The 18,722-nt window shown below is 70.7% G+C and carries 17 protein-coding genes; 14 read left to right on the top strand and 3 right to left on the bottom strand.

Annotation, left to right across the window (positions count from 1 at the left end; all coding sequences use genetic code 11):
* Positions 1 to 55 precede the first annotated feature (55 nt).
* Positions 56 to 463: a secondary thiamine-phosphate synthase enzyme YjbQ gene (locus ACTOQ1_RS04430; protein ID WP_329084204.1), complete on the bottom strand. Its 408-nt coding sequence runs from the start codon at positions 461 to 463 to the stop codon at positions 56 to 58.
* A 1,124-nt stretch (positions 464 to 1,587) separates the two neighbouring features.
* Here ACTOQ1_RS04430 and aceE point away from each other — a divergent pair.
* On the top strand, positions 1,588 to 4,335 hold the full coding sequence (gene aceE, locus ACTOQ1_RS04435) for a pyruvate dehydrogenase (acetyl-transferring), homodimeric type (RefSeq protein WP_440064598.1): 2,748 nt from the start codon (positions 1,588 to 1,590) through the stop codon (positions 4,333 to 4,335).
* A 94-nt stretch (positions 4,336 to 4,429) separates the two neighbouring features.
* The gene (locus ACTOQ1_RS04440) at positions 4,430 to 6,010 is read left to right on the top strand and encodes an alpha/beta hydrolase (protein WP_440064599.1); all 1,581 of its coding nucleotides are present in this window, start codon (positions 4,430 to 4,432) and stop codon (positions 6,008 to 6,010) included.
* Positions 6,011 to 6,051: 41 nt separating this feature from the next.
* On the opposite strand, the gene ACTOQ1_RS04445 is transcribed toward ACTOQ1_RS04440, so the two are convergent.
* Entirely contained in the window at positions 6,052 to 6,861 is an 810-nt protein-coding gene (locus ACTOQ1_RS04445; RefSeq protein WP_440064601.1) for a protein kinase domain-containing protein, read from the bottom strand.
* A gap of 426 nt (positions 6,862 to 7,287) precedes the next feature.
* Here ACTOQ1_RS04445 and ACTOQ1_RS04450 point away from each other — a divergent pair, with 426 nt between their 5' ends.
* The 9 genes from ACTOQ1_RS04450 to ACTOQ1_RS04490 all read left to right on the top strand — a co-directional run bounded on the left by ACTOQ1_RS04450 (position 7,288) and on the right by ACTOQ1_RS04490 (position 15,135).
* Positions 7,288 to 7,818 carry a hypothetical protein gene (locus ACTOQ1_RS04450; RefSeq protein WP_440064602.1) on the top strand — a complete coding sequence of 177 codons (531 nt, stop codon included), beginning with the start codon at positions 7,288 to 7,290 and terminating at the stop codon, positions 7,816 to 7,818.
* On the top strand, positions 7,815 to 8,861 hold the full coding sequence (locus tag ACTOQ1_RS04455; protein ID WP_440064604.1) for a peptidoglycan-binding protein: 1,047 nt from the start codon (positions 7,815 to 7,817) through the stop codon (positions 8,859 to 8,861). The genes ACTOQ1_RS04450 and ACTOQ1_RS04455 overlap by 4 nt, the downstream gene beginning before the upstream one ends.
* A complete protein-coding gene (locus ACTOQ1_RS04460) occupies positions 8,858 to 9,778 on the top strand; it encodes an ABC transporter ATP-binding protein (RefSeq protein ID WP_440064606.1) in 921 nt (306 codons plus the stop codon). The genes ACTOQ1_RS04455 and ACTOQ1_RS04460 overlap by 4 nt, the downstream gene beginning before the upstream one ends.
* Positions 9,775 to 10,980 (top strand): ABC transporter permease, encoded by a 1,206-nt coding sequence (locus tag ACTOQ1_RS04465; protein ID WP_440064607.1) that lies wholly within the window; start codon positions 9,775 to 9,777, stop codon positions 10,978 to 10,980. The genes ACTOQ1_RS04460 and ACTOQ1_RS04465 overlap by 4 nt, the downstream gene beginning before the upstream one ends.
* A 136-nt stretch (positions 10,981 to 11,116) precedes the next feature.
* Positions 11,117 to 11,770 (top strand): response regulator transcription factor, encoded by a 654-nt coding sequence (locus ACTOQ1_RS04470; RefSeq protein ID WP_362681917.1) that lies wholly within the window; start codon positions 11,117 to 11,119, stop codon positions 11,768 to 11,770.
* Positions 11,767 to 12,909 carry a sensor histidine kinase gene (locus ACTOQ1_RS04475; RefSeq protein ID WP_440064609.1) on the top strand — a complete coding sequence of 381 codons (1,143 nt, stop codon included), beginning with the start codon at positions 11,767 to 11,769 and terminating at the stop codon, positions 12,907 to 12,909. Before ACTOQ1_RS04470 ends, ACTOQ1_RS04475 begins: the two co-directional genes overlap by 4 nt.
* 121 nt (positions 12,910 to 13,030) lie before the next feature.
* On the top strand, positions 13,031 to 13,438 hold the full coding sequence (locus ACTOQ1_RS04480; protein ID WP_440064610.1) for a hypothetical protein: 408 nt from the start codon (positions 13,031 to 13,033) through the stop codon (positions 13,436 to 13,438).
* Between the two features lie 31 nt (positions 13,439 to 13,469).
* Positions 13,470 to 14,630, top strand: a complete 1,161-nt coding sequence (locus ACTOQ1_RS04485; protein WP_440064611.1) for a glutathionylspermidine synthase family protein — start codon at positions 13,470 to 13,472, stop codon at positions 14,628 to 14,630.
* 22 nt (positions 14,631 to 14,652) lie between these two features.
* On the top strand, positions 14,653 to 15,135 hold the full coding sequence (locus ACTOQ1_RS04490; protein WP_440064613.1) for a DUF350 domain-containing protein: 483 nt from the start codon (positions 14,653 to 14,655) through the stop codon (positions 15,133 to 15,135).
* On the opposite strand, the gene ACTOQ1_RS04495 is transcribed toward ACTOQ1_RS04490, so the two are convergent.
* Positions 15,128 to 15,370: a hypothetical protein gene (locus tag ACTOQ1_RS04495; RefSeq protein WP_440064614.1), complete on the bottom strand. Its 243-nt coding sequence runs from the start codon at positions 15,368 to 15,370 to the stop codon at positions 15,128 to 15,130. The two genes, ACTOQ1_RS04490 and ACTOQ1_RS04495, sit on opposite strands and share 8 nt — an antisense overlap.
* Before the next feature lie 185 nt (positions 15,371 to 15,555).
* On the opposite strand from ACTOQ1_RS04495, the gene ACTOQ1_RS04500 reads away from it, so the two are divergent.
* The 3 genes from ACTOQ1_RS04500 to ACTOQ1_RS04510 all read left to right on the top strand — a co-directional run bounded on the left by ACTOQ1_RS04500 (position 15,556) and on the right by ACTOQ1_RS04510 (position 18,658).
* Positions 15,556 to 16,665, top strand: coding sequence for a PucR family transcriptional regulator (locus ACTOQ1_RS04500; protein WP_440064779.1), 1,110 nt, complete (start codon positions 15,556 to 15,558; stop codon positions 16,663 to 16,665).
* Positions 16,666 to 16,782: 117 nt separating this feature from the next.
* Positions 16,783 to 17,694 (top strand): ACP S-malonyltransferase, encoded by a 912-nt coding sequence (locus ACTOQ1_RS04505; protein WP_440064616.1) that lies wholly within the window; start codon positions 16,783 to 16,785, stop codon positions 17,692 to 17,694.
* 7 nt (positions 17,695 to 17,701) lie between these two features.
* Entirely contained in the window at positions 17,702 to 18,658 is a 957-nt protein-coding gene (locus ACTOQ1_RS04510; protein WP_440064617.1) for a beta-ketoacyl-ACP synthase III, read from the top strand.
* The last annotated feature ends 64 nt before the right edge of the window (positions 18,659 to 18,722 follow it).

The following is an 18,722-nucleotide window of genomic DNA, read 5'->3' on the forward strand; positions in this document are numbered from 1 at the left end:
GCTGTGACCCTCAGTCGTCAACGGTCGCCACGGCAACGACTGGGCTACGTATGAATTAGTCCGACAAAAATGACAAACGGACCTGGCGTTCCAGATTGTCGACGTTGAGATCCACCACGGCGATGGACTGCCAGGTTCCCAGCGCGAGCCGCCCGGAGAGAACCGGGACGGTGGCGTACGGCGGAATGAGGGCGGGCATGACATGCGACCGTCCATGCCCTCGTGATCCGTGCGCATGCCTCCATCTGTCGTCGGCCGGAAGCAGACCCTCCAGGGCCGCGAGCAGATCGTCGTCGCTGCCTGAGCCCAGTTCCAGCAGCGCGACCCCCGCGGTCGCGTGGGGCACGAAGACGTTCAACAGGCCGTCGCCCCCACATGACCGGACGAAGCTCTCGCACTCGGAGGTGATGTCGTGCACCCGTTCCCGGGAACCCGTTACCACCTCGATCGTCTGAGATCTCACATACCGATCCTACGATCCATCGTGAGCTGCGATGACGACCGCACCCGGTCCTGGGGGCGACGGGTGGTCCCCGCCGCCGCCCGATCCCCTGCCGGCACGGCGGCAAGATCGCCGTGTCCGGTTCCCGGAATGTCCGCGCCTGGACCGTTCCTCCGACAGGAGAAAGCCGGGGTGCGGTTGCAGGATGTCCCGGCCGGATGTGACATGTCGGGCCACGGGGTCCGACGACGGCCTCGCGCTACGGCCGCCGCCGACGCCACGACGGTCGGCTCCGGTCGGCGAGGACTCGCCGGACAGGGGTCTCGCCGCGATCGAGGGCGACCTGGGCAGTGGCGCGTGGCCTTCCCGTCCCGGCGCCGGCCGCGGACCGCTCCCGGCCGGTGGGCGAATCGTTACCAGTTCGGCACGCAGCACCGCGGTCCGGGGCCCACCCCTGCCCTCATCCCCACCCCCTCCTTGCTTCCTCCGCACTCCCTGCGCGAGGAAAACCGTGAGAAAACCAAGGGGAGAGCCACGGGACGGCGAGCCCGATCCCGCCGCGGCCGATCTTCACAGGGAGCCGCGGCCGGCCTTCAACCCGAAGAGGTAACGGGAAAGTAGCGGGAAACAGGGCGAAAGCCGGTGCGGGAGGTGCCAGGAAGGGCACTTCGGGGGAGGATCGTACGTTGCATACAAGTGAGGGTCTCGACCACGATGTCCGGGCATGTCGCGCGGCGGCGGGAGGGCACCCTCCGCTCCCTGGAGAGCCTCACGGAGCTTCCGTAAGGACCTCACGGAGCTTCTGCGAGGACCTCACGGAGTTCCCGGGAGGACCTCGCGATGCTTCCCGGGGGACCTCACGGAGCCCCCTGGAGCCCCGGAGGACCTCACAGAACAGGCGACAGGACAGGCGAGACGGCGGGTCCCGGATTCCCAGGGGTACGGGAACCTGTAAAAAAGGGGGAACCTCGATGTAACCTTTGGTGGTGATTCGTCCTACCATCGGTGGTCTAGGCCACTTTCGTATCACTGCCAGCAGGGATCTCCTGGTTACCGGTAAGTAGAGATGCACTTTCCGGGGTAAGCGACCAGGATGGAAGACGACCTACACCAGACAAAAGTCCATCCTCGGAAGGCGAGACCCAGTGGCTTCCGGACGCCAGCGTTTCTCGATCATCAGCGACGGCCTACCCAGCCAGCTTCCTGATGTCGACCCCAGCGAGACCCAGGAGTGGCTCGAGTCGCTCGACAACGTCATAAAGACGGAAGGTCGCACTCGGGCCCGTTATCTGATGCTCCGGCTCTTGGAGCGCGCCCGCGAACACCAGGTCGGGGTGCCCGGCCTGCGCAGCACCGACTACATCAACACCATCCCGCCGGAGCGCGAGCCCTGGTTCCCCGGCGACGAGTACGTCGAGCGCCGGATCCGCGCCTACACGCGCTGGAACGCGGCCGTGATGGTGACCCGGGCCAACGCCCGCACCAACGTCGGTGGGCACATCGCCACCTACGCCTCCGCCGCGTCCCTCTACGAGGTGGGTTTCAACCACTTCTTCCGCGGCAAGGATCACGGCGAGTCCGGCGACCAGGTCTTCTTCCAGGGCCACGCCGCGCCGGGCATCTACGCCCGCGCCTTCCTGGAGGGCCGCCTCAACGAGGGGCAGCTCGACGCCTTCCGGCAGGAGCTCTCGCACGGGTTCAAGGGCCTGCCCTCCTACCCCCACCCGCGCCTGATGCCCGACTTCTGGGAGTTCCCCACGGTCTCCATGGGTCTCGGCCCGATCGGGGCGATCTACCAGGCCCGGTTCAACCGCTACCTGCTGAACCGGAAGATCAAGGACACCAGCCGCAGCCACGTCTGGTGCTACCTCGGCGACGGCGAGATGGACGAGCCCGAGTCGCTCGGCGCGATCGGCCTGGCGGCCCGCGAGGAGCTCGACAACCTCACCTTCGTCATCAACTGCAACCTGCAGCGCCTCGACGGCCCGGTGCGCGGCAACGGCAAGATCATCCAGGAGCTGGAGTCCTACTTCAGGGGCGCCGGCTGGAACGTCATCAAGGTCGTCTGGGGCCGCGACTGGGACCCGCTGCTGGCGGCCGACGTCGACGGCGTGCTGGTCAACAAGATGAACACCGTCCCCGACGGCCAGTTCCAGACGTACTCCGTCGAGACCGGCGGATACATCCGCGAGAACTTCTTCGGTGACGACCCGCGCCTGCGCAAGATGGTCGAGCACCTGTCGGACGAGGACATCCGCAAGCTGTCGCGCGGCGGCCACGACTACCGCAAGGTGTACGCGGCCTACAAGGCGGCCCGCGAGCACGTCGGCCAGCCGACGGTCATCCTCGCCCAGACCATCAAGGGCTGGACTCTCGGCAAGGACTTCGAGGCGCGCAACGCGACGCACCAGATGAAGAAGATGTCGAAGGCCGACCTGAAGGAGTTCCGCGACCGGCTCTACCTGCCGATCCCCGACTCCGCCCTCGAGGGCGACCTCCCCCCGTACTTCCACCCGGGCGAGAACGACCCCGAGATCCAGTACATGAAGGAGCGGCGCGCGGCTCTGGGCGGTTTCCTGCCCAAGCGCGTGACGCGCGCCAAGCCGGTCACGCTTCCCGGCGACGCCGCCTACGCGCAGCTGAAGAAGGGCTCCGGCAAGCAGAACGTCGCCACCACCATGGCGTTCGTCCGCCTGCTCAAGGACCTCATGCGCGACAAGGAGATCGGCCACCGGTTCGTGCCGATCATCCCGGACGAGGCGCGCACCTTCGGTCTCGACGCGATCTTCCCGACGGCGAAGATCTACTCGCCGCACGGTCAGACGTACGAGGCGGTCGACCGCGAGCTGCTGCTGTCGTACAAGGAGTCGACCGAGGGTCAGATCCTGCACGAGGGCATCAGCGAGTCGGGCTCGATGGCCTCCACGATCGCGGTCGGCTCGTCGTACGCCACGCACGGCGAGCACATGATCCCGATCTACATCTTCTACTCGATGTTCGGCTGGCAGCGCACCGCCGACCAGATGTGGCAGCTCGCCGACCAGATGGGCCGGGGCTTCCTGCTCGGCGCCACCGCCGGCCGCACCACGCTGAACGGCGAGGGACTGCAGCACGAGGACGGCCACACCCCGCTGATCGCCTCGACGAACCCGGCGGCGATCTCCTACGACCCGTCGTGGGGGTTCGAGGTGGCCCACATCATCAAGGACGGCCTGCGGAGGATGTACGGCGAGGAGCCGGAGAACGTCTTCTACTACCTGACCGTCTACAACGAGCCCTACCTCCAGCCCGCCGAGCCCGCGGACCTGGACGTGGCGGGCCTGCTCAAGGGCCTGTACAGGTTCGCTCCGGCTCCGTCCGTGTCCGGGCCGAAGGCCAACATCCTCTCGTCCGGCGTGGCCGGGCCGTGGGCCATGGAGGCCCAGCGGATGCTGGCCGAGGACTGGGGCGTGGCGGCCGAGGTGTGGTCGGCCACCTCCTGGGCGGAGCTGCGCCGCGACGCGCTCGCCGCCGAGGAGCACAACATGCTCAACCCCGACGCCGAGAAGCGCGTGCCGTACGTCACGCAGGCGCTGTCGGGGGCCCAGGGGCCGTTCGTGGGCGTGAGCGACTACATGCGGGCGGTCCAGGACCAGATCGCCCAGTGGGTTCCCGGTGACTGGAGCTCGCTCGGCACCGACGGCTTCGGCCTGTCGGACACCCGGTCGGCGCTGCGCCGCCACTTCCACGTGGACGCGGCCTCGATCACCCTGGCGGTGCTCACCCAGCTGGTCAACCGGGGCGAGCTCGACCAGGAGGTGCTTGGCGACGCCATCTCCATGTACCACCTGAAGAACGGCGTGACCGAGGCCGCGGGCGCCGAGAGCAACGACACCCAGTCCATGGGAGTTTGATCGTCCCCGGGCGGGTTCTCCTTTTCCATGGAGGGCCCGCCCGGTTAGTGTTAATCGCTCCCCCCGGCGAACGATTCCAGGGGAGAGCTGTTCCATGGCAAGAATCCTTAGAGTGGCCGCGACGGTCACGGCCCTGTCGACCGTGCTCTCCGCCTGCGGCGGCGGCACCGGCGGGGACGGTGCCGGCGGAGGCGGGACCGTCGAGGGCGGTGCCGTCTCGGACACCTCCGGACCGGTCGCCTCCCCGACGACGGCCACCCCCGCGGAGACGATCGCCTGGGGCCCGTGCACCGACATCAAGCGGCCCGGCGGTGAGACCCCCTCCAAGCAGGACACCGCCCAGCAGTGCGGGAGGCTCAAGGTCCCGCTCGACTACGCCAGACCGGACGGCGAGTCCATCGAGATCGCCGTCATCCGCGTCAAGGCCACGGACCCCGGCAGGCGGATCGGCTCGCTGGTCTTCAACTTCGGCGGACCCGGCGCCTCGGGCGTCGACACCATGAGCCAGGCCGCCAAGGCCTTCACCACCCTGAACAGCCGCTACGACCTGGTCAGCTTCGACCCGCGCGGGGTCGGCCGCAGCGCCGGTGTCAGGTGCGGGGACAGCGCGGTGATAGAGCGGTTCACCGCGATGGACACCCTGCCCGCCAACGAGGCCGAGCGCGCCAGGAGCCGGGAGACCACCAAGGAGTTCGTGACGGCCTGCCAGCAGACCTCGGGCAGGCTGCTGCCCTACATCGGCACCGTGAACGCCGCCGCGGACATGGACCGCCTCCGCGCGGCCCTGGGCGAGAAGCAACTGGACTACTTCGGCATCTCGTACGGGACGCAGCTCGGTGCGGTCTACGCGACCAGGTTCCCGAAGAACGTGGGCCGGTTCGTGCTGGACGCCCCGCTGGACCCGAGCGTCACCCTGGCGACGCGCACGATGGTCCAGACGAAGGGGTTCCAGCACGCCTACGAGGCCTTCCTGAAGGACTGCGTGAAGCAGCCCCGCGAGTGCGAGATCGGCAGTGACGCGACCATCGCCGACAAGAACGTCATGAAGCTCATGGACGAGCTGAACGACAAGCCGCTCAAGGTCGGCAAGCGCCTCCTGACGCAGGGGCTGGCGGGCACCGGCATCGCCGCCGCGCTGTACTCGAAGATGACCTGGCCGCTGCTGGACCAGGCGCTGAGCCAGGCGGCGAAGGGCGACGGGCGGATCCTGCTGGCGCTGTCCGACAGCTACAGCGGCCGCCAGCCCGACGGGAGCTACACGACGCTCATGAGCAGCTTCCCCGCGATCAGCTGCGTGGACACCGCGGAGCGGCCCACCCCCGAGCAGCTGAACGCGCTGGAGGACGAGACGCTGAAGGTCTCCCCGCTGTTCGGCGGCGCGGGAATGGGCCTGATCTGCTCGATGTGGCCGGTCCCCGGCAGCGACGAGGCCAGGCGGATCAACGCCACGGGCTCGGCGCCGATCCTGGTGGTCGGCGGCACCGGCGACCCCGCCACGCCGTACGAGTGGGCACCGAAGCTGACGGCGGAGCTCAGGACGGGCGTGCTGGTGACCTACAAGGGCGAGGGACACGGCGCCTACCTGTCCGGTGACGCGTGCGTCAAGAAGGCGATCGACGCCTACCTGATCGATGGGAAGGTCCCGGACAGGGGGGTCGTCTGCACCGGCTCGTGACGCGACTTCCCGGGAGACGCCCGGCGGATCCCCGCCGGGCCTCAGCAGGTCTCCGGGCGGAACGGCCTGGTCTCGGAACGGCGGACTCGGCAGATCTCCCCGCGGGGTCGCGCGGTCTCGAAGCGGAAGCCGACCCTGCCCAGGTGCTCTTCGAGCAGGCGCTCCATGGTCCCGTCCACGTACATCGAGGTGATCACCTCGTTGATCTTCCGGCACGCCGCGGGGTCTCCGGACCTGAGCGCGACGCCGTACCTCTCGGTGGTGAGCCTGAGCCCGGCGACCTCGACCTTGACGTCGCGCAGCCGGGCGCCGAAGCCGGCGATCAGCAGGTCGTCGCCGACCATGGCGTCGGCGCTGCCGTCGGCCGCCTGGGACGCGCGCTGCGCGGGGTCGAGCCCCCGTACGTCGACGAAGTCGACGCCCCTCTCGCGGATCATCGTGCCCGTGGTCTGACCCGGTGACAGGCAGATCCTCTTGCCGCGCAGGTCCTTCAGCGTGTCGATCCTCAGCACGTCCGAGGTGGGCCGGAGCCTCTGGTCCTTGTGCAGGCAGGCGGCGACGACCTCGCGCAGCCCGTCGGGCAGGCCGCTCAGGTCGGCCTCGTGGTTGATGACCCGGTTGAGCGTCGCCACGATCGTGTCGCTCCCGAAGGGAGCCTTGCCCGTGGCGGTGAAGAGGATGGTCGAGCCCCAGGCGAACACGTCGGCGGGAAACCCCACCCGCTCTCCGGCGATCTGTTCGGGCGCCATGTAGGCGGGGGTGCCGACCGCGCGGGTGGTGATCGTCCCGCTCTCGTCGATGATCTTCGCGATGCCGAAGTCGACGACGCGGGGGCCGTCCGTGGCGAGCATGACGTTGGAGGTCGGCGGCGAGCACCCGGGCGGTACAGAAGGCGGCCACCTTGCGGGCCGCCGCCAGCTCGCGGGCGAAGCGGGAGCGCGCGTGGGTCTCCTCGGTGAAGCGCACGTGCAGCAGCTTGACGGCGGCGCGCTCGCCGTCCTCGGACTCCCCGAGGTAGACGACCCCCTGCCCGCCCTCCCCCGGCCTGCCCCTGAGCGCGTACTTCCCCAGTCGCGGCGGGTCCCCCGGCCGCAACGGTCTGATCTCCGGCACCGCGAACCCCTCACCCCTGCGCTTTGCCGGAACATCACACACCCGGACGGCGGCGATCACCCTCCTCCACCGGACGGCGGACGTAAAGGCGAGTTAAGCGGATTCGCTTAAGGAATGTTTAACAGGGTCTTCGCTATACCTGTTCCCATGCGAAGGGAACGGCGATGAAAAAATACGTGACAGCGGCGGCGCTCATCTCTTTGGCGACGCTGGCCGGGTGCGGGCAGGCGGAGGGCGCGAAGGTCGCCTCCGCTGGGGAAACGGCCGCCTCGGCCACCCCTTCCGCGTCGTCTTCCGCGTCGTCTTCCGCGTCGTCGCAGGCCGACGGGCTGAAATTCGCCCAGTGCATGCGGGAGAACGGGGTCGACATGCCCGATCCGGAACCGGGCGGCGGCAACGTGATGCTGCGTGGTAAAACCGATGACGCGACCCTGAAAAAGGCATCGGATGCTTGCCGGAAATACAATCCGATCGGTTCCGGAAAGAAAATGCTGAACGACCCGAAGACTCAGGACGCCCTCCTGAGGTTCGCCCGGTGCATGCGGGAGAACGGGGTCGACATGTTGGACCCCGACTTCTCGGGGGGGCCGGTCCGCATAGGGGGCGAGGGGATGGACCCGCAGTCGCCGCGGACGAGGAAGGCGATCGACGCCTGCCAGGAGCACCTGCCCGGCGGTCTCGGGAGGCGGCCGTGAGGCGGGGCGCGGTCCTCGCCGGGACGGCCGCGGCGGTCCTCCTCGGCGCGGGAGGCGTGACGGCGGTCGCGCTGACCGGCCAGGACGGGGCCCCGGCCGCCGCCTCTGCGGCCCCGGCGCCGGTGGCCGAGATCACCCGCTCGGATCTGGTGGACACCAAGGCGGTGGACGGCATGCTCGGCTACGCGGGCCGCAGGGAGCTGCCCAACCACGCCCCCGGAACGGTGACCCGGGTCAGGAAGGCGGGCGCCGTCGTGCGCCGGGGCGGCTGGCTCTACCGGGTGGACGGCAGACCGGTGATCCTCATGTACGGCGATATACCGATATACCGCACTTTGTCCTCCGGGACCGGCGGCAAGGACGTCGAGCAGCTGGAACGCAACCTCAAAGCCCTCGGCCACGACCCCGGGACCGTCGACGGAGACTTCTCCTGGCGGACCGAGCGAGCCGTACGGGAGTGGCAGGAGGAGGCGGGCCTGGCCGAGACCGGCACGGTCGGCGCGGCGCAGGTCGTGGTCGCCTCGGGCCCGGTCAGGATCGCCGAGGTGGTCGCGGAGGCCGGGACCGCGGCCGGCCGGTCCGTGGTGACCACGACGAGCACCCGCAGGGTCGTCCACGTCGACCTCGACTCCGGCGACCAGCGGCTCGCCAAGATCGGCGCCCGGGTGACGGTGGAGCTGCCGGGCGGCGGCGAGGGCAGGGGCCGGATCACCTCGGTCGGCACGGTCGCCGAGCCCGTGCGACAGAACGGGCAGCCGACCGGCGAGTCCACCGTCGACCTCGACGTCACCCTGGACGACCCCGGCGACCTCGGCCGCCTCGACCAGGCCCCCGTGACGGTGAACCTCCGCAGCGAGCGGCGCGCAGACGTGCTGTCGGTACCGGTCGAGGCCCTGCTCGCCCTGCGCGAGGGCGGGTACGGCCTGCGCCTGGCGGGTGGCAGGATCGTCCCGGTCGAGACCGGCCTGTTCGCGGCGGGCCGCGTCGAGGTCTCGGGGAGCGGTCTCGCCGAGGGCATGAAGGCCGAGGTCCCGCGGTCATGAGCCGGAACCTCGAACGACCGTCTCTCCCCGCCGCACAGGATCCGGCCTCCCGGCACCCCGCCGCACAGGACCGGGCCGCACAGGACCGGGCCGCACAGGACCGGGCGGCACAGGACCGGGCGGCGCAGGACCCCGTCTCACAGAGCCCCGCCGCGCAGGCCCCCGCCTCCCGGAACCCCGCCGTGCGGGCCGGGCGACGGCCGGTGATCGAGCTGTCGGGGGCGGAGAAGAGCTACCCGGGCGGGGTGCGCGCCCTGCGGGGTGTGGACCTGCGCGTGGACGAGGGCGAGCTCGTCGCCATCGTCGGCCCCTCGGGGTCGGGAAAGTCCACCATGCTCCACCTGATCGGCACTCTCGACCGCCCCTCGGCCGGGACCGTCCGCATCGCCGGGCACGACGCCGGAACGCTTCCCGACAGGGAGCTGTCCGCGCTGCGCGCCCGGCACATCGGCTTCGTCTTCCAGCGGTTCCACCTGGCCGCCGGGGTCAGCGCGCTCGACAACGTCGCCGACGGGATGCTGTACGGCGGCACCCCGCGCCGGGAACGGCGGGAACGGGCCGCCGAAGCGCTCGGGCGCGTCGGTCTCGGGCACCGGCTGGCCCACCGGCCGCACGAGCTGTCCGGTGGCGAGTGCCAGCGGGTCGCGGTGGCCAGGGCGGTGGCCGGAGGACCGTCGCTGCTGCTGGCCGACGAGCCGACGGGAAACCTCGACACCTCCTCCGGCCAGGACGTGCTGGCGATCCTGCGCGAGCTCAACGCCTCCGGCACCACCGTGGCGATCATCACCCACGACGAGGAGGTGGCCGCCGCCGCCCCGCGCCGCGTCAGGCTGCGCGACGGTGTGATCGTCGCCGACGAGCGGTCTCCCGGCGTGACCCGCGCGGGGAGCACGGAGAGCACAGGAGGCACCGTATGAGCGCCGGGACCGGGCGTGACCTGGCGCCGGGGCGGCTCGGCTGGGCGGACCTGCTGCGGGTGGGGGCGTCCGGGCTGCGGACCCGGCCGGGACGGGTGGTGCTGTCGGCGCTCGGCATCGCGCTCGGCGTCGCCACCATGGTCTCGGTCGTCGGGATCTCCTCCTCCAGCAAGGCCAGGCTCCTCGACGAGCTCGACCGGCTCGGTACGAACCTGCTCACCGTCACCCCCGGCCGGACCCTCTTCGGCGACACGGCCACGCTGCCCGAGAGGTCGGTCGCCATGGCCGCCGGGATCGGCCCCGTGACGAGCGCGAGCGCCACGGGCGACACCGGCGAGAGCGTACGGCGGACCGCCGCGATCCCCCGGGAGCACACCGGCGGGATCGCCGTCCGGGCGGCCTCGCCGGACCTGCCGGCCACACTCCAGACCCGGGTCGAGCGAGGTGCCTGGCTCAACAGGGCGACGGCGGAGCAGCGGGCGGTGGTGCTCGGAGCGGTGGCGGCCTCGCGGCTGGGCCTGCGGGACGTGGGCGACCAGGTCTGGATCGGCAGGCAGTGGTGGACGGTCGTCGGCGTGCTGGCCCCCTCGCCGCTCGCCCCGGAGATCGACCGGTCCGTACTGACCGGTTTCGAGGCCGCCCGCACCCACCTGGGCTTCGACGGCCACCCGACCACGCTCTACACCCGCTCGGCCGACGAGGCCGTCGGCGACGTACGGGAGGTGCTGCCCAGGACCGTCAACCCGGAGAACCCCGAGGAGGTGGAGGTCAGCCGGCCGTCCGACGCGCTGGTGGCCAGGGCGGCGGCCGACGGGGCTCTCACCGGCCTGCTGCTCGGCCTCGGCGCGGTGGCGCTGCTGGTCGGCGGGGTGGGGGTGGCCAACACCATGGTCATCTCGGTACTGGAGCGCAGGGGGGAGATCGGCCTGAGGCGCTCGCTCGGCGCCACCAGGGGCCAGGTGCGCGCCCAGTTCCTGGCCGAGTCGCTGCTGCTGTCCGGCGCGGGCGGTGCCGCGGGGGCGGTGCTGGGGACGCTGGTGACGGTCGGGTACGCGGCCGTGGGCGACCTGCCCGCCGTGGTTCCCCTCTGGGCCCTGGCGGGCGGTGCCGGGGCGACCTTGCTGGTCGGGACCGTCGCGGGGATCTACCCCGCGATGCGCGCGGCGCGCATGTCGCCGACCCTCGCCCTCAGCACCGCCTGAACGCCGCGCCCCTCCCCCGCGCCCCTCCCTCGGCACCGCTTGCCCGGGGGAGGGAGCCGGGGATGGGCAGGTACGACCGGCGCGGGCCGGGGACCCTTTATCCGGTGTTTAGCCATGGAAAAGCAGGATGACACCCATGCGAGTGCTCATTGCGGAGGACGAGCGGGTGCTCGCCGACATCGTGGCGACCGGCCTGCGCCGGGAGACCATGGCCGTGGACGTCGTCTACGACGGCGACGCGGCGCTGGAGCGGGCGGCGGTCAACGACTACGACGTGATCGTGCTGGACCGGGACCTGCCGGTGCTGCACGGGGACGAGGTCTGCCGCCGCCTCGTGGCCGGCCGGATCCCCGCCAGGATCATCATGCTGACCGCCGCCGGCGACCTGCGCTCGAAGGTCGAGGGCCTGTCGATCGGCGCCGACGACTACCTCACCAAACCCTTCGACTTCCCCGAACTGGTCGCCCGGCTGCGCGCGCTGGCCCGCCGGTCTCCCCAGTCGGTGCCGCCGGTGCTGAGCAGGGCGGGCATCACCCTGGACCCCGGCCGCCGCGAGGTCTTCCGCGACGGCCGGTACGTGGCGCTGAGCCCCAAGGAGTTCGCGGTGCTGGAAATCCTGATGCGCGCCGACGGCGGCCTGGTCAGCGCCGAGGACCTCCTGGAGAAGGCATGGGACGAGAACATCAGCCACTTCACCAACTCGGTCAGGGTCACCGTGATGACCCTGCGCAAGAAGCTCGGCGCCCCGCCGGTGGTGGAGACGGTGACCGGGTCGGGATACCGGCTTTGACCTCGCGGCGCGTCTCGGTGCGGCTGCGCCTGACCCTGGTCTACGGCAGCCTGTTCTTCGGGGTGGGGGTCGTGCTCGTCGGGGTCAACTACCTGTTCGTGCGGGACGTGCTCTCCCGGCCCTCGAAGATGACCATCCAGGGGGTTCCGGAGGCGCTGGCGGCCCTGAAACCGTCGGCGCAGCCGTCCGTCATGATGTCGGTGCCCAAGGACACGCTCTTCCTGCGGGCCGTCAGCGACGCGCGGGCCCAGTACCGCGAGGACGTGATGGGGTCGATGCTCCAGTGGTCCCTGCTGGCGGTCGCCATCGTCGGGGTGGCCGGGCTGGGGATCGGCTGGATCGTGGCCCGCCGGGCGATGGCCCCGCTGCAGACGATGACCGAGGCGGCCCGCCGCCTGTCGGAGAGCACCCTGCACGAGCGGATCGCCCTGGGAGGCCCCCGCGACGAGATCCGGGACCTGGCCGACACCTTCGACTCCATGCTGGAACGCCTCAGCCGCGCCTTCGACAGCCAGCGCAGGTTCGTCGCCAACGCCTCCCACGAGCTGCGCACCCCCCTGGCGATCAACCGGGCGCTGCTCCAGGTCTCCATGACCGACCCCGAGCTGCCCCGGCAGGTCAGGACGGTCGGTACCGAGCTGCTGAACGCCAACGCCCGCCAGGAGCGGCTGATCGAGGGTCTGCTCCTGCTGGCGCAGAGCGAGCGCGAGCCGGCGGAACGCCTGCCCGTGGACCTCGCCGAGCTCGCGGCGAGCGCGATGGCCTCGGTTCCCGAGACGACCGCCGACCTGCGCCCGGCCCCGGCGGAGGGTGACCCGGTGCTCCTGGAGCGGATGATCGGCAACCTGCTGGACAACGCCGTGAAGTACAACGACGAGCGCGCCCTGGTCCTCCTGCGCACCCGCAGCGACCGCTGGGGAAGCGTCGTCACCGTGGAGAACACCGGCCGCGTCGTCCCCTCGGGCCGGGTCGAGGACCTCTTCGAGCCGTTCCGCCGCCTCGACCACGACCGCACCGGCTCGGCCGGGGGTGCCGGCCTCGGCCTGTCCATCGTCCGCGCGATCGCCCAGGCCCACCGCGGCTCCGCCGAGGCCCGTCCCCGTCCCGGCGGGGGGCTGGTGGTCACCGTACGGCTGTGAGCCCGGGCACCGGCGATTTCCCGCGAAAGATCCGGATGACGGTTGAACAGACAAAACCACCTCGATAACCTGTGGCGACGTATCTCATTGGAGCTCGATGGCCGCACGACCACAACACCCGATGGCCGCACCGCGGAACCCCTCGGGGAAAACGCCTCCCAAGTCCTCGGGTTTCAAGGCCTCCAAGGCGGTCACCATCACCGGGATCGGTGTCGTCTCCCTGCTCCTGATCGGCTACTGCTCCGCGCAGGAGGACTACGAGGAGGTGGGCGCCGAGTGCGTCGACCTCAACAGCCGCCAGCCGGACGGCACCTACGCGGTCGTGGACGAGGACTACTGCGACGACGACAGGCACTACTACGGGTCACGGGGCGCCTACGGCTGGTACTACGGTGGCATCAGGTCCGGCGCCCACATCAGGAAGGGCACCACCGTGCGTCCCTCGGACGTCCACATCACCACCCGTAAGGGCACGGTGATCCAGCGGGGCGGCTTCGGCGGGCGCGGCGGATCGGGCGGCGGAAGCTGATCCGGACCGATGAGCAGCAGGTGAGCAGGAGATGAGACGCGAGACCTCGCTCCCCCGCGACGACTGGGAGAGCGTCATCGAGAGCCACGGCCTCGCCTACCACCGCTCGGCCCATCCGGCAGGCCTCGACCGCCCGTACTGGGACGAGACCGTCCAGTACGTCTTCTCCATGGACGAGGTCCTCGATCTGGAGAACCAGGTCGAGGAACTGCACCGGATGTGCCTGCACGCCGTGGAGCACGTCGTCGCCAAGGGCCGCTACGCCGACTTCGCGATCCCCGAGTGGCTGGCCCCGGAGGTCGCCGCCTCCTGGGAGCGGAACGACCCGCACCTGTTCGGCCGTTTCGACCTGCGCTACGACGGGACCGGTCCCGCCAAGTTGCTGGAGTACAACGCCGACACCCCCACCAGCCTCCTGGAGAGCTCGGTGGTGCAGTGGTTCTGGCTGCGCGACCGCTACCCGGACGACGACCAGTGGAACTCCATCCACGAGCGGCTGATCGCCAGGTGGCAGCAGATCTCGACCGGCCTGCCCACCGGGCCCACGCACTTCGCCTGGACCAACATGGACGAGTCGGGCGAGGAGGTGATGACCCTCGCCTACCTGCAGGAGACCGCCGACCAGGCGGGGCTCAAGACCGTCGCGGTGGCCATGGAGGACATCGGCTGGGACGACCTCAACCTCCGCTTCGTCGACATGGAGCGCAGGGTGATCCGCTCGCTCTGCAAGCTGTACCCGTGGGAGTGGGCCGTCGCCGACCCGTTCGGGACGCGGGCGGTGCGCCAGCAGGTCTCGACGACCTGGATCGAGCCGCTGTGGAAGATGCTGCTGTCCAACAAGGCGCTGCTCGCGGTGCTCTGGGAGCTGTACCCGCAGCACCCGAACCTGCTGCCCGCCTACCTCGACGGTCCCCGCGACATGTCCTCGTACATCGTCAAGCCGCTGCTCGGCCGCGAGGGCGCCGGCATGCGGATCGTCACCCCCGGCGAGCGCGTCGAGACCCCCGGCGGCTACGGCGCCGAGGGATACGTCTACCAGGAGTTCCAGGCGCTGCCCGTCTTCGAGGGCTGGCGCCCCGTGCTCGGCGCCTGGGTCGTCCACGACGAGGCGGCGGGTGTCGGCATCCGCGAGACCTCGGGGTTCATCACCGACGACACGTCGTCATTCGTCCCGCACCGCATCGAGCTCTGAGTCCCGGAAAGAGAAACGACACATGAGTCCCACCCCCGCGCCGCCCACGCCGCCCGCGCTGCCCGACGTGACGATCTCGCTCGCCGAGACCCTCGGGCGCGGCGCGCTCGCGATCGCCTCGTACGCCGCGCTCGGCGTGATCCTGCTGATCGTCGGCTTCTACGTGATCGACCTGGTCACCCCCGGCAAGCTCAGCAAGCTCATCAAGGAGGAGCGCAACCCCAACGCGACCCTGCTCACCGGCTCGGGGCTGGCGGCCGTCGGGCTGATCGTGGCGGCCTCCATCTGGTCCTCGGGCGGCGCCCTGCACGAGGGCCTGCTCGCGACGCTGGTCTTCGGCCTGGTCGGCATCGCCGTGCAGACCGTGGCGATGCTCGCGTTCGACAAGGTGGCCGGCATCTCGGTGCGCGAGCTGGTCACGGAGCCGGAGCTCCAGCCGGGCGCCCGGCTGCTCGCGGTCACCCACCTGGCGATCGGGCTGATCACCGCCGTCGCGGTCATCTGAGCCCCTGTACCGGCCGTCCGGCCGCGCCCGCCCCGTTCCGTACGTCCGCGCCCCGGCGGACGTACGGGGCCGGTTCGTGCAGGACGTACGAGACCGGTTCGTGCGGGACGTACGGGATCGGTTCGTGCGGGACGTACGGGATCGGTTCGTGCGGGACGTACGGGATCGGTTCGTGCAGGACGTACGGGATCGGTTCGTGCAGGACGTACGGGATCGGTTCGTGCGGGACGTACAAGACAGGGGAGCGCGCGCTGTCCGTGACCGCGGCTGGCGCATCTCGCGCGACCTGGCACTCTTAGTGGCGTGAGGGAGCGGAACGAGCGAGGGTTCAGCAACAGCGACGTCGTGACCGGGGAAGACGGGAGTGATCTCGACTCGGACCGGATCCGGGAGGACACCACCCGCCGGTTGGAGCGGGCCATGGGCACGCTGGGCACGGCCGCCATGTCCCGGATGGACGACCGGCTCATGTGGTTCCGTGCCCTGTCGGCCGAGGACAGATCCTGGGTCGGACTGGTGGCCCAGGCCGGGATCGCCGCGTTCGTGGAGTGGTTCCAGCACGCCGGCGAGGGCCGCCCGACGCCCAGCATCGAGTTCTTCGGCACCGCGCCCAGGGAGCTGAAGCGGTCCATCTCGCTGCAGCAGACCGTCGACATCGTGCGGGTCGTGGTCGAGGTGGTCGAGGCGCAGACCGGGGATCTGGCCGCACCCGGCGGGGAGGACCAGCTCCAGCAGGCCATGCTCCGCTACACCCGCGACGTCGCGTTCGCCGCCGCGCAGGTGTACGCGCGAGAGGCCGAGGCCCGCGGGGCATGGGACGCGCGACTGGAGGCGCTGATCGTGGACGCCCTGGTCAGGGGCGAGGTCGACGACGGCCTGCACTCGTGGGCCGCCGCGCTCGGCTGGACCTCCGCCCCCGTCGTGGTGCTGGCCGGGCAGACCCCGGACGACGACCCGCAGGCGGTGATCGACGCGCTGCGCGACCGGGGCCGCAGGTCGGGCCTGGACATGCTGGCCGGGGTGCAGGGGGACCGGCTGATCGTGATCGTGGGCGGGGCGGACAGCGTCGCCGCCGCGGCCAGGCACGTGGTGCCGCGCTTCGGCCCCGGCCCGATCGTGATCGGGCCCGAGGTGGCCGACCTGCACTCGGCCGCCAGCTCGGCGCGGGCGGCGATGGCCGGGCTGCGGGCCGCCGCGGGGTGGCCGGACGCGCCCAGGCCGGTCCACGCCGAGGACCTGCTGGCCGAGCGGGCCATCGACGGCGACGGCGACGCCAGGGCGCAGCTGATCGAGAACGTCTACCTGCCGCTGATCGGCACGCCGCTCCTCGACACCCTCGCGACCTATCTGGAGCAGGGCACCTCCCTGGAGGCGACGGCCCGGCTGCTGTTCGTCCATCCGAACACGGTGCGCTACCGTCTTCGTAAGATCACGGAGTTGACCGGCTACCAGCCGACCGAGGGACGGTCCGCCTTCACCCTCCAGGTGGGGCTGATTCTCGGGCGTCTGTCCGAAACGCCACCGGCTTAGAGCTCTTTACTTAACCTTTGCGAAACTCTCGCTGTAGCTTCCCTACAAAGAAGTGGGGACAAACTTCGTCTGGATCTCTATCCATGTAGTGAACCTCTACAGGGCAGGCTGGATTTTGTGCTCGTCATCGTCGCTCCGGGCCAGGGTGCCCAGACTCCAGGCTTTCTCAGTCCATGGCTCGAACTCCCGGGCGTGGCCGATCGGCTGACCGCTTGGTCGGAGCTGGCCGGCCTCGATCTGATCGCCTACGGAACCACCGCCGACGCGGACGAGATCCGTGACACCGCCGTCGCGCAGCCACTGCTCGTGGCCGCCGGCCTGGCGGTCGCCGAGGTCCTCGGTGCCTCTCCCGACATCGTGGCCGGGCACAGCGTGGGCGAGTTCACCGCCGCCGCCCTGGCCGGAGTGATCACCCCCGAGCAGGCCGTCGGCCTCGTCCGCGAGCGCGGCCAGGCCATGGCCAAGGCCGCGACGATCACAGAGACCGGCATGTCCGCCGTTCTCGGCGGCGTCGAGGAGGAGGTCCTCGCGGCCATCGCCGACAAGGGGCTCACCCCCGCCAACATCAACGGCGCCGGGCAGATCGTGATCGGCGGCACGCTGGAGCAGCTGGCCGCGTTCAAGGCCGAGCCGCCCGCGCGGGCCCGGGTGATCGCGCTGTCGGTCGCCGGCGCGTTCCACACCGAGCACATGGCCTCCGCGGCGAGCCACCTGCGCGAGGCCACCGCGGGTATCACGCCGGCCGACCCCTCCGTCACGCTGCTGTCCAACAGCGACGGCGCGGCGGTCACGAGCGGCGCCGAGTTCATGGAGCGCCTGGTCACCCAGGTCGCCAACCCGGTGCGCTGGGACGCCTGCATGGCCACGATGGCCGAGCGCGGTGTCACCACGATGATCGAACTTGTCCCCGGCGGCACGCTCACCGGCCTGGCCAAGCGTGCTCTGCGCGGGGTGACGACCGTCGCCCTGAAGACCCCCGACGACCTGGAGGCCGCGCGAGCCGCCCTCGGGTCGCATGAGGAACGGTGATCGACGAATGAAGATCTCACAGGGCGCGCCGGGCGCGAGGGTCCTGGCCTTCGGTCACTACCAGCCTTCCAACGTGGTCACCAACGACGACCTGTCGGCGACCATGGAGACCGACGACGCCTGGATCCAGAGCCGCGTCGGCATCAAGGAACGCCGGATCGCCCCGGACAGCGAGTCCGAGATCGACCTGGCCGTGCAGGCGGGCGGCAAGGCCCTGGCCGCGAGCGGCCTGGCGGCCTCCGACATCGACCTGGTGATCGTCGCCACCTGCACGCTGGAGACGCAGATCCCCAACGCCGCCGGCCGGGTGGCCACGCGGCTCGGCATCGACGCCCCCGGCGCGTTCGACGTCAACACCGCCTGCTCGGGCTTCTGCTACGCGCTCGCGGTCGCCAACGACGCGATCCGCGCGGGCTCCGCCACCCACGTGCTCGTCGTCGGCACCGAGAAGCTCTCCCAGTGGATCGACTGGACCGACCGGGCCACCGCGGTGATCTTCGCCGACGGCGCGGGCGCCGCCGTCGTCGGCCCCTCAGACACGCCGGGGATCGGCCCCGTCGTGTGGGGCAGCGCCGGCGACAAGTTCGACGCGATCATCATCAAGGACCGCGACTCCTTCCTGCACCAGGAGGGCCAGACCGTGTTCCGCTGGGCGACCACCGCGCTTCACCCCATCGCCAAGGAGATCTGCGACCGTGCCGGGGTGGACCCGGCCGACCTCGCGGCCTTCGTGCCCCACCAGGCCAACCTCCGCATCATCGAGGCGATCGCCCGCAGGCTCGGCGCGGACAACGCCGTCGTCGCCAAGGACATCGTCCTGGCGGGCAACACCTCCGCAGCCTCGATCCCGCTGGCCCTGTCCCGGATGATCGAGCGCGGCGAGGTGCGGTCGGGCGGGCTCGCCCTGCTGCTGGGGTTCGGCGCGGGCCTGACCTACGCGGGCCAGGTCATCGAGATCCCCTAGAGCTTCCGCGCGGCCCCGCCGCACGGGAAACCAGAAGAAACCCGATCGCAAGGAGAACACGCGA

The sequence above is a fragment of the Streptosporangium sp. OZ121 genome (assembly GCF_051918885.1).
In the GTDB taxonomy this organism is placed as follows: Bacteria; Actinomycetota; Actinomycetes; order Streptosporangiales; family Streptosporangiaceae; genus Streptosporangium.

Excerpts from the sequence above, each read along its gene's own strand:
- ACTOQ1_RS04440 (WP_440064599.1), top strand. The coding sequence starts at position 4,430 with ATGGCAAGAATCCTTAGAGTGGCCGCGACGGTCACGGCCCTGTCGACC.
- ACTOQ1_RS04445 (WP_440064601.1), bottom strand. The coding sequence starts at position 6,861 with ATGCTCGCCACGGACGGCCCCCGCGTCGTCGACTTCGGCATCGCGAAG.
- ACTOQ1_RS04450 (WP_440064602.1), top strand. The coding sequence starts at position 7,288 with ATGAAAAAATACGTGACAGCGGCGGCGCTCATCTCTTTGGCGACGCTG.
- ACTOQ1_RS04460 (WP_440064606.1), top strand. The coding sequence starts at position 8,858 with ATGAGCCGGAACCTCGAACGACCGTCTCTCCCCGCCGCACAGGATCCG.
- ACTOQ1_RS04465 (WP_440064607.1), top strand. The coding sequence starts at position 9,775 with ATGAGCGCCGGGACCGGGCGTGACCTGGCGCCGGGGCGGCTCGGCTGG.
- ACTOQ1_RS04470 (WP_362681917.1), top strand. The coding sequence starts at position 11,117 with ATGCGAGTGCTCATTGCGGAGGACGAGCGGGTGCTCGCCGACATCGTG.
- ACTOQ1_RS04480 (WP_440064610.1), top strand. The coding sequence starts at position 13,031 with ATGGCCGCACCGCGGAACCCCTCGGGGAAAACGCCTCCCAAGTCCTCG.
- ACTOQ1_RS04485 (WP_440064611.1), top strand. The coding sequence starts at position 13,470 with ATGAGACGCGAGACCTCGCTCCCCCGCGACGACTGGGAGAGCGTCATC.
- ACTOQ1_RS04490 (WP_440064613.1), top strand. The coding sequence starts at position 14,653 with ATGAGTCCCACCCCCGCGCCGCCCACGCCGCCCGCGCTGCCCGACGTG.
- ACTOQ1_RS04500 (WP_440064779.1), top strand. The coding sequence starts at position 15,556 with ATGGGCACGCTGGGCACGGCCGCCATGTCCCGGATGGACGACCGGCTC.
- ACTOQ1_RS04510 (WP_440064617.1), top strand. The coding sequence starts at position 17,702 with ATGAAGATCTCACAGGGCGCGCCGGGCGCGAGGGTCCTGGCCTTCGGT.